The following is a 3737-nucleotide window of genomic DNA, read 5'->3' on the forward strand; positions in this document are numbered from 1 at the left end:
TGGATGCGAGCGTAGCTACGGCGCTCTGGGCGGCGCGGCCTCGCGCCATCCATCGGATCTTCGCCAACAGCGATCAGCGGCTGCAAGACGACCGTTTCGGTCAATGGTGGCATGGACTGCACTCCTCAGCACACCAGGAAACACAAAAAGACCCTTCCATCGGCGGGGTGCCTCTGGACCCGGTCAATTTATGCTCCCTCTCCTAGTGACAAAAAGTGCGCCTTCCGGCGCGACGAGACAACTTGTAAACCAACAGGGTGATTACACTCTGTATTACGCATCAATTATAATATGGTTTTCGCAAACGCGCAGTTTACCATGTACGGCTCCCAATGTCAAGCATGATTTTACCAGTTTTACCAGCCCGCTTACGAGTACCCCACCTAGAACCGAGCGATAGCAGCACGCGGCGTGCCACGGGTTGGCGGCTGGGACCTATGCTATAATCGCGCGGCGGAAGAGAGCCGTCAGGCCGGGGGTGTGGGGGCGTCCCCGTCCAATTCTTTCCCTTCTCCTACGGGGGTGCCATGCCGGGGTACCCTTTGGGGCTGGCACCCGGCCTGGAGAGGGGGTGGCGCGCCAGCACCGGGGGGTGAGGGCCTCAACTTGAAACTTTGAACTTTGAACTTGAAACTCGTCACTTTGAACTCGAAACGATGCACGAACATACGGCAATATTGCTCGATCAGCGGCGCTTTGAGCGCTGGGCCGCGTTTACGCTCGGCTCCGCGCAGCTTGCCGCCGTGCAGGCGGGCCAGCTCATCGCGCTGCGCTGTGCCAGCGTCGGCAGCTACGATCCGCTGCTGCGGCAACCGCTGTTCGTCGCAGCAGCCGATCGACAGGTCGCCACCTGCACGCTGCTTGTTCCCGACACCGATCCAGCCCACTGGTTTCTGAATAGCCAGCCACGCGGCGCGGCGCTCGACATCCTGGGGCCGCTCGGTCATGGCTGGAAGCTCGGCGCATCCGTTCGGACGCTCGCGCTGCTCGGCACGACGGCGCAAGCGCCCGCGCTCTTCGGGCTGGCTCACGATGCCGTCGGGCGCGGCCTGGCGGTCAGCGTTGTGCTCGGCGCGCGCGACAAGGATTCAGACGATTCAACGGACGCGGGTACGAGCGCTCCGCCGCCGTTTCTGCTGCCAGCCGCCGCCGAGTATAACATCACACACGGCCCTGATCCGGCTGCTGCGGCGCTTGCGCTGCTCGACGAGCAACTGCTGCGCTGGGCCGATCTCCTGGCGCTCGCGCTGCCCAGCGCCGATCTGCCCCAGGCGGCGCAGCGCGTGCGGAGCGTGCGGCTGCAATGGCCGCGCGAGTTTGCTCAGGCCGCGCTGCTCGATCCGGCTGATGCGCGGCTGGTCTGCTGCGTCGGCGTGTGCGGCGTGTGCGGCATCGAGGCGAAACAGGGGCGGCGGCTCGTGTGCAGCGCCGGTCCGGTCTTCGATCTGCGAGATCTGGTACGATAGAAGAACAAAGAACCAAGAACCGGGTGCCCTCTGGGCGAACAAAGAACAAAACGAGAACCACCTGCCCCGCTCCTGTGCTGAAGGCCGCGAAGGCGGAAGCCCGCCTGATCGTGGGGCGGGGGCGATGCCCGGAGGGCACCCGGCGCGGGTATTCCCCACACTGTCCTCCCCCTCTCCGATCGGAATGGGAGCGGGGTGCTGAGCGCAGCGAAGCGGGGTGAGGGCCTTGAAACTTTGAACTTGAAACAGGAGCTAACATGCAAGTGCTGGTCGTTGCCGCGCATCCCGACGATGAAAGCGCGTTCTGTGGCGGCATGATCGCCAAATACGCCTCGGAGGGCCACGCCGTCTCGATCTTGCTGACGACGCGCGGCGAGGGCGGCGAGACGGGCGAGCCGCCGCTGTGTACCCGCGATGCGCTTGGCAGCGTGCGCGAGCGCGAGGCGCGGGCGGCAGCCGCAGCGCTTGGCGCGCGTGATGTGTACTTCTTACCGTTCTGCGATCCGCTCGTCGGGGAGGATGACACGCTCCACCACATCGACGCAACGCTCGAAGAGTTCAGCGCGGCGATTGCCGAGATCATGGCGGGGCTGCGACCGGACGTAGTGCTGACGCACGGCTCGAATGGAGAGTACGGCCATCCGCAGCATATCTTCACGCACCACTCGGTCTTTGCCGCGCTGCGCCTGCTCATGCCGTGGCGACCAGCCGAGGTGCTGACCTGGAGCGGAGCGTATGCCGATCCCGAAAAGCCGCACCACATCAACCGCGACGATCCCGCCGACATCGTGCTGGATGTGACGCCCTGGCTGCCGCAGAAGATCGCGGCGCTGGATGCGCACCGCACACAGCACGGCCTCTTCTTTCGCAAAAATCCGGGCAAGACGATCGCCGAGCTGGTGGGACGGAAAGAGAGCTTTCGGCGCTGGACAGACCTAAAATAGCACTAGACAGCACGGCCCCGGTTTTGCTATACATCAGTTAACAACATCAATTGTACGGGAGAACAGACGTGCGCGGATTGTTGGGACGCAAAAAGATGCTGGGCGAGCGCCAGGAAGCGCTGTTAGCGCAAGAACGAGAGCTATTGAACCGGCTGCGCGAGGCGCTGAGCGGCTTCGTCGATACCATGCCCTCCGATCAGCGTACCCTCGACGAAGCGATCGTGCATCTTGATGAGCTGTTTCTGCTCGTGGTGGCGGGCGAGTTCAATTCCGGCAAGTCGTCGTTCATCAATGCGCTGATCGGCGAGATCGTGCTGCGCGAGGGCGTCACACCGACGACTGACCGCATCAACATTCTCAAGTACGGGCCGGAGGCTGCCGAGCGGCTGCGCGAAGAGTTTGTGCTTGAGATCCTCTACCCGGCAGATGTGCTGCGCGAGATCCACATCGTGGACACGCCCGGCACCAACGCCGTGATCCGCCGCCACGAGGAGCTGACGCGCGATTTCATCCCGCGCTCCGATCTGGTGCTCTTCGTCACCTCCGCCGATCGCCCGTTCACCGAGTCCGAGCGCGCCTTCCTCGAACAGATCCGCGAGTGGGGCAAGAAGATCGTCCTGGTGATCAACAAGGTCGACATCTTGCAGCCGCAGGAGATCGAGACGGTAGTGCAGTTCGTGCGCGACAACGCCATGCCGCTGCTTGGGCTCCAGCCGGAGGTCTTCCCGCTCTCGGCGCGGCTGGCGCAGCAGACCAAGCAGAGCGCCGCCTCCAACGGCGACGGCGCGACCGACCAGCGCTGGGAGCAGAGCCGCTTCGAGGCGATCGAGCGCTACATCACCGATACGCTCGACGAAGAGCAGCGTATTCGGCTCAAGCTGCTCAACCCGCTGGGCGTGGCTCAGTCGCTCACCACCAAGTACCGCACGGCGGTCGACGATCGCCTGGGCATGCTGCGCGAAGATTTCATCACGATCGACAACATCGAGAAGCAGATCGAGCTCTACCGCGAGGACTTGCAGAAAGAGTTCCATCTGCACATCGCCGAGATCGAAAATCTGCTGCACGAGATGGAATTGCGCGGCATGAGCTTCTTTGACGAGACGGTACGCATCGGGCGCATGTTCGACCTGCTGAAGCCCGATCGGATTCGGGCCGAGTTCGAGGACGACGTGATCCGCGACACGCCCGCGCAGATCGAGCAGCGCGTCCAGCAGATCATCGACTGGCTGGTCGATCGGCAGTTCCGGCTCTGGCAGGGCGTGAACGAGTACCTCAACAGGCGGCGCGTCACCATGAACCGCGACCAGATGCTCGGCGAGATCGG

General features: G+C 63.5%; 3 protein-coding genes. All 3 read left to right on the plus strand.

Annotation, left to right across the window (positions count from 1 at the left end):
- The first annotated feature begins 656 nt into the window (after positions 1–656).
- Entirely contained in the window at positions 657–1466 is an 810-nt protein-coding gene (locus VFZ66_01650) for a hypothetical protein (GenBank protein HEX6287860.1), read from the plus strand.
- Positions 1467–1723: 257 nt separating this feature from the next.
- Entirely contained in the window at positions 1724–2410 is a 687-nt protein-coding gene (locus tag VFZ66_01655) for a PIG-L deacetylase family protein (GenBank protein HEX6287861.1), read from the plus strand.
- Between the two features lie 68 nt (positions 2411–2478).
- Positions 2479–3737: dynamin family protein (locus VFZ66_01660; GenBank protein ID HEX6287862.1), on the plus strand; the 1259-nt coding region annotated here is incomplete at its 3' end.

The organism is Herpetosiphonaceae bacterium (genome assembly GCA_036374795.1).
Classification (GTDB): domain Bacteria; phylum Chloroflexota; class Chloroflexia; order Chloroflexales; family Kallotenuaceae; genus LB3-1.